Here is a 351-nt window from a genome sequence, read left to right as displayed (position 1 = left end):
CTGGTGACCATAGCAAGTTGGCCCCACTCCTTCCCATCCCGAACAGGACAGTGAAACGACTTTGCGCCGATGATAGTGCGGATTCCCGTGTGAAAGTAGGTCATCGCCAGGCTCTTACAGCAAGAAACGCCCAGTCGAGCGACTGGGCGTTTTCTCTTCCCTTCAGGTGCTTGTAAAGCGCTGTTGAGGTGAAAAGAAAACGTTAAAAGCGTTTTTGCACTGCGAAAGTGGTGCTACAATACAAGGCTTCGCTGATCACGGCGAAGCAAGAAATCTGAAGCGATTCAGGTTTGCATCTTTAAAAAGATACAGCCGATAAGCGTGGGCGTTTGAAGGCGAATTGCCAAGTTC

1 rRNA gene is annotated in these 351 nt (G+C 49.9%); it reads left to right on the top strand.

Features of this window, described 5'->3' with window-relative positions:
• Positions 1-112, top strand: a 5S ribosomal RNA gene (gene rrf, locus SJH88_RS19530).
• Positions 113-351 lie beyond the last annotated feature (239 nt).

The organism is Comamonas sp. GCA5 (assembly GCF_036541385.1).
Lineage (GTDB): Bacteria > Pseudomonadota > Gammaproteobacteria > Burkholderiales > Burkholderiaceae_C > Comamonas > Comamonas aquatica.
The sequence above is the reverse complement of the archived record's forward strand: the minus strand, read 5'-3'. Positions and strand labels throughout refer to the sequence as shown.